At 68.6% G+C, this 5,929-nt stretch carries 5 protein-coding genes; 3 read left to right on the top strand and 2 right to left on the bottom strand.

Annotation, left to right across the window (positions count from 1 at the left end; all coding sequences use genetic code 11):
• A partial coding sequence (locus tag A5701_RS24620; RefSeq protein WP_156670259.1) for an AMP-binding protein occupies positions 1-1,994 on the bottom strand: 1,994 nt, incomplete at its 3' end.
• 52 nt (positions 1,995-2,046) lie between these two features.
• Positions 2,047-2,268, bottom strand: a complete 222-nt coding sequence (locus A5701_RS24615; protein WP_067760439.1) for an MbtH family protein — start codon at positions 2,266-2,268, stop codon at positions 2,047-2,049.
• A 666-nt stretch (positions 2,269-2,934) separates the two neighbouring features.
• On the opposite strand from A5701_RS24615, the gene A5701_RS24610 reads away from it, so the two are divergent.
• The 3 genes from A5701_RS24610 to A5701_RS24600 all read left to right on the top strand — a co-directional run.
• Positions 2,935-3,717, top strand: a complete 783-nt coding sequence (locus A5701_RS24610) for a GAP family protein (RefSeq protein WP_067760437.1) — start codon at positions 2,935-2,937, stop codon at positions 3,715-3,717.
• A gap of 95 nt (positions 3,718-3,812) precedes the next feature.
• Entirely contained in the window at positions 3,813-5,336 is a 1,524-nt protein-coding gene (locus A5701_RS24605; RefSeq protein ID WP_067760435.1) for a CdaR family transcriptional regulator, read from the top strand.
• A 130-nt stretch (positions 5,337-5,466) separates the two neighbouring features.
• On the top strand, positions 5,467-5,929 hold a 463-nt coding region (locus tag A5701_RS24600; protein WP_082969831.1), incomplete at its 3' end, for a hypothetical protein.

The raw sequence follows: 5,929 nt of genomic DNA, 5'->3' as shown, positions 1-5,929 counted from the left end.
CCCCCGCGCAACAGCGGGGCGAAGATCTCCCACACCGACACGTCGAAGGCCAGCGAATGCGCATGCGACCACACCCCGGGCGCCGGCAACCCCGCATCCAGTGACCCGATCAGCGCCGTCACGTTATGATGCGAGACCCCAACACCTTTGGGCACACCCGTGGTACCCGAGGTGTAGATCAGATACGCCAATCCGTCGGCGTCGGGCTCGGGTAACGCCGCATCCGGGAGCTCGTCGAGGCGCGCATCATCGACATCGATGACCGCCACCCCATGCCCGGCCAGCCGCCCGGCCAGTTCCGCGGTGGTCAGGGCGGCGACCGGCTTGGCGTCGGCCAGCAGGAACCCGATCCGCGAATCCGGGGAGACCGGATCGATCGGCAGGTACGCCGCCCCGGTCTTCAGCACCGCCAACATCGCGGCGATCGCCTCGGCCGACCGCGAAAACAGCAGCGCCACAACCGAACCGGGACCCACGCCCCGGTCAACCAGATACCGCGCCAACCGATTCGAGGCCGCATCCAACTCCCGGTACGACACCGAGACCCCACCACCGCAGACCGCCACCGCCCCCGGCCCGCGTGCGACCTGCGCGGCAAACAACCCGGGCACCGACACCGGACCCGGCACCGGCCCGCTCAAAACGGCCCGATTACCAAAGACATCCAGCCGAGACCGCTCAGCCTCATCGAGCACATCCACCGTCGACAACGACCGTGCCGGATCGGCCGCCATCGCCACCAACAGCCGCTGCAACCGGCTCGCCAAGTCCGAGACGTCGAAGTTCGAGAAGGGCTGTCCGACACCCACCGTGCTCAGGAATTGCTGATCGCCGAACCCGAGGAAGAATAGCCCGAAGTGGCCCACCGGGCCAAAGGTCGTGTACGTCGCGGTCGCCGGCACACCGGCGAGGCTGAGGGTCATCCGGGCCGGGACGAAGTTCACGACCACCCGGTTGGATGCCTGCGGTGCGCCACGGAAGCCGCCGTCGCCACCGAGCATGTGCACCGGGAAACGCTGGTGCCGCAACGCCTCCCGCGACCGCGTATCGACCTGTTTGAGAAACTCGGCGGCGGTGAGGAGGGGCGACGCGTTCAAGACCAGCGGCACCACCCCGGCGAGCATGCCGGGGTGGGTCTTCGACTCCGGGTCCAGCCGGCGGCTGACCGGGAAGTCGAGCACCACTTCGTCGGAATTGTCGGCGCGGAACCCCCGCACCAGGAGTGCGCAGGCGGCGGTGAGGACCGACGACCGGCGGACACCCAGCGACTTGGACAGTTGTTTGATCGCGCCGAGCACCGACGAGTCCAACTGGACGGGCGGTGAGGGGGCGTATGGGTCCCGGTCGCCGGCGAACTGGGTCATTCGATAGCCCGGCTCGGCGCCCGTCGGCAGGTGCTCGTTCCAATAGGCCTCGTCGGCAAGGTAATCCGCGGATGCCGCGTATTCCGACTCGCCGCTGACGAGATCTTGCACCGAACCGAAGAAGGCCGGAGATACGGCCGTGCCGGAGGCGAGCGCGGAGTAGACGGCCGCGATGCGGCGGCCGATCAGCGCGATGCCCATTCCGTCGATCGCGATGTGATGACAGCAGGTGAACCAGTAGTACTCATCGGGTGCCGTCTGGAACAGGTAGAAGTTCATCATCGGACCGGTGAGCGGCATCGGCGTGCGCTGGATCGCCGACGCCCGCTCGCGGGCCTCGCCCTCGGGATCGGCGGACCCGCTCACGTCGTCGAAGACCAGATCGACGTCCGGGTCGTCGATCACCCGCTGAAAGACCTGCCCGTCCGCCTCGAAGAAGCGGGCCCTGAGGCTCTCGGCCTCGCCCACCACGTGGCGCATCGCCTGCTCCAGCAGACCGCGGTCGATCGTGCCCTCGATCCGGACGAGCACGCCGAGTTGCCACGCGACATCGAAGTGACCCGTTTGCTGAGCGAGCCAGATGTCCAGCTGCGCTCGCGTCAGCGGTAGTGCCCGGTCACTGCGTTCCACTAAGTCCCCCCAAAACCCTTCCCGACTCTTTCATACCTAGACGGTCTATACATCACAAACCGGGAGCGGACAGCCTCTCGCGCAGCGATTTAGGGCGCCTATCGGGCCAGTGTTGTTCGACGAAGTCGAGGCACGCCGCCCGTTCGGCTTCGCCGTAGGCCACGCTCCAGCCCGCGGGGACATCGGCGAAGGCCGGCCACAGGCTGTGCTGGTCCTCATTATTGACTAGCACGAAAAATTTGCCCCCGCCGTCGTCGAAAGGATTGGGCTGCAATGGACAACCTCCTCGAACCGAGCTGAGACGTGCAGAAGCGTTGGACGCTGCATCGAAAACGATGCTGCGCTTCTGGATTGGCCGTTGGTTTCGACCAGTGTGGCGTCCTGCCCACCGGCGCCGTGCCAGCGCCTTCGGGCTTTGCGGATATCCCCGTCATGAGGAGACCGTCGTGGCTGCGTTTCGGGCCCCAGTCGGTTCCCCTGCCCGAGTCGCGATGCCGTCCGCAACACCAACGGTAGCCCACGAAACTGGATCGGTGGTTTCACGCGGAACGCCATTCGCGCACCAGCGAACCGTGAGCGTGCTGGCACCACGACTTGCAACGTCGTAATCCACGGCTCGCGCGGCACCCGCCGGTTTGGTCAAACCTGTGAATTTCCTATGCACGAACAGAATTCGCTGCCGCGGGTTGCGGCACGCGTGTCGCGGAAGCCGGCGACCAACCCGGTGTTGTGACAAACTTCACGGGTGCACGAGCGGGTGGTGTTCACAGCGGATTGGCCCGCCGTTCACGGATCGTCCCGCGCCTGGGCATCGCTTGAACGTGTTGCGCCACGCCGAAATTCGGTGGGCGAACCCACATCCTACGGATCGGCGCCGGGGCGGCACGATCCCTCGAGGTTCGGTGTTTAGGGTCGGTGGCCCGCGGGTAGAGATGCGCCAATGTGGGGGTCGGTGCTGGGGTTGGGAATTCTCGCGGCGCTCAATCCCGTGCGCCTGGGGCTGGCCCTCCTGATGATCTCCCGACCGCGGCCCGGGCCGAACCTGCTCGCCTACTGGGTGGGCGGCCTCACCGTGTGTGTGCCCGAGCTTCTCGCGCCCCTGATGCTGCTCAACTTCACCTCGGCGTTCGGCTCGTTCGGCCACGGCTCGACCACGAAGGCCACCAGTTCCACACTTCCGCACATCCAGATCGGCCTCGGCGTGCTCGGGCTGTCGATCGCGGCGGTGATGGCCGTGCGCTTTTCGACGGGCCAGCGAGCGGAGGCCGGCGTATCGAGCGACGCGACCCCGACGCCCGCGGGCGCGCTGATCGCGGTGCCGCGATTCCTGAGCCGCGCGGGGGACGTCCCCCCGGAGGAGGGTTCCGGACCGCGGCGTTTGCTCCACCGCGCCCACCTCGCCTGGGAGCAGGGGTCGCTGTGGATCGCGTGGGTGATCGGCCTGGCGTCGGTTCCGGTCGACGGGGTGCTGTTCATCCTGGCGATCATCGTCGCCTCGAGGGCCGCGGTCGCCACGCAGGTCAGCGCCTCGATCGCGTTCGTCGTGCTGATGTATTCCGTCGTCGAGGTGATCCTGGTGGGATACGTCGCCGCGCCGGCAAGGACCCAAGCCGCGCTGCGGCGGCTGCACGACTGGGTGCGCGCCTACCACCGGCAGATTCTCGTGACCGTCTTCACGGTGGTCGGCGTCTCGCAGCTGGCCCAGGGCATGCACATCCTTTGAGCTGTCGGGTGACAAACCCGGCAATCACATCCGGCCGGCGACCGCGGGAGGATACAAAGGCATCAGCGTCTCGATAATCGGCGTTGGGAGCCCTCGTGATCACTCTGGACCGCTTGGTGAATGTGCTGGGTGGTCATGGGGTCCGGCTGGGTTGGTCGTCGGTGCCTCGGTCGACCGAACTGCGCAGCGTGGTCATTCACGAGATGTCGGGCGGGCGGGCCGTCGTCGGTGACGTTCTGCTGGCCATCGGCGCCGAATCTCTGAGCGAAGCCGTCGAGTGGGCGAACTCGGCGGGAGCGCTGGTGGTGTTGACGCGCGAGGGTGTGGAGCCGCTGACGGTGGGCGAGGACGCCGGGGTCGGGGCGGTGCTGCTGGTCGAGGAGACACTGCCGTGGAGCGAGCTGGCCGCGGTCATCTACGGGCTGGTGCTGGAGGGCCGCGAGACCGCGGCCGGCCGTGGTCCGACCGACCTCTTCGCGCTGGCCGACAGCCTGGCGGATGCGATCGGCAGCGCCGTCGTCATCCACGACGAGTTGCTGCGAGTGCTGGCGTATTCACGGCTGCAGCAGGACCCCGATCCGGCTCGGGTCGAGACGATTCTGAGCCGGCAGACGCCGGAGCGGCTGCGCGCGCTGTTCGAATCCCGGGGCGTGTTCGCGCACCTGGCGGCGGCCGAAGAGCCGCTCTTCGTCGAGGGCGATCCCGAATACGGTTTGACGGGCCGCATGGTGGTGGCGGTGCGCTCCGGGCGAGAGCTGATGGGGTCGGTCTGGGTGGCGTGTTCCGAGCCGCTGGACGAGCCGGCGCGCACGGCCTTGGCCGCGGGCGCGCACACGGTCGCCATGCACGTGCTGCGGTCACAGGCCAGCGCCGACCTCGAGCGTCAGGTCGAATCCGAGCTGGTGATCCGGCTGCTCGAGAGCAGCGCCGACGCCGCCACGGCGGCGAGCAGGCTCGGCCTGCCCCAGAGCGGCTTACGGGTGATCGCGCTGCAGGCGTCGGTGGGCGCCGAACGCGACGCGGCCCTGCTGCTGGCCTTCGAGCGCGCCACCACCGGCTTCGGTTGGTCACGACCGGGGCGCAGCGCCTTGGCGGGCAACACCGTCTACACCCTGCTTCCCGCGGATCAGGCCACGGCGGCCCGCGACTGGGTGACCGCCCTGACGGCGGCCCTGCCCGAACGGGTGACCGTGTTGGCCGGCATCAGCGGGCCGGCCGACGTGGCCGAGCTCGCCGCGGCCCGGCAGGAGGCCGACGAATGTCTGGCGCTGCACGAGGCGTCGCCCACCTGCGCGCCGCCCGCCTACGACGAATCGTGGGATGACATCCTGCTGCAGCGGTTGCGCACCGCGGCGCGCGCCGGCCGGGCCCCGACCCGTGGACCGGTGGCCGAGCTGCGCCGGCACGACCGCGCCAACGGAACCGACTACCTCGCGACGCTGCGGGCGTGGTTAGAGGCCCAGGGCGATCCGGTTGAAGCCGGTGAGCGTCTCGGTGTGCACGAGAACACCGTCCGTTACCGGCTCCGGAAGATGGCCGAAATCAGCAATCTTCCCTTGGACGACGCCAGGAAGCGGCTGGCCATGATGATCGAACTCGCGGCCACCGACATCGGTTGATCGAGCGCTGTCGGAATCCGACAACGCGCGCCGGCGCCCTTGTCGGATCGGCGCAAGCCGCGCGGTGCCCGGCCGCGCGAAGATCGGGGTGACCAACCACGGTCGCTACCCATTCGAACGAGGACATCCGATGACCGCCCCCCGACACGATCACCCCGGGCTGGAGACGTTCACCGTTCCCCTGCCGCGGGGTCTGCTCGCTCGGCTGTTTCGCCGCAACCCGCTGGTCCGGTCGACCGACCGGCTGGAGGCGCTGCTGTTGGTGTTGGCCATCGCGGTGTCGCTGGTCACCGTGCCGATCGCCGCCGCCGTGGGCACCGCGATCCATGAGGACCGTAGCCGCGTCTACGCCGAACAGGTGCAGACGCGGCGCCCGGCCACCGCGACGGTCGTCGGGGACAGCCATCCCCGCACCGATCTCGGAAAACCGACGGTCATGGCGCCCGCCCGATGGGATTTCGCCGGCTCCGAGCGCACCGGGGACATCGCCGCACCGCTCGCGGTGAAAGTCGGTGACCAGATAGACATTTGGGTCGACGACCGGGGCGCGCCGGTTACCCGGCCGAAGATGTCACCGGCCGACGAGGCGGTCG

It is taken from the genome of Mycobacterium sp. E3305 (genome assembly GCF_001666785.1).
GTDB lineage: Bacteria > Actinomycetota > Actinomycetes > Mycobacteriales > Mycobacteriaceae > Mycobacterium.
The sequence above is the reverse complement of the archived record's forward strand: the minus strand, read 5'-3'. Positions and strand labels throughout refer to the sequence as shown.

What these genes read in the sequence shown, in the direction of transcription:
- A5701_RS24610 (WP_067760437.1), top strand. Translation starts at nt 2,935, where the DNA reads ATGTGGGGGTCGGTGCTGGGGTTGGGAATTCTCGCGGCGCTCAATCCC.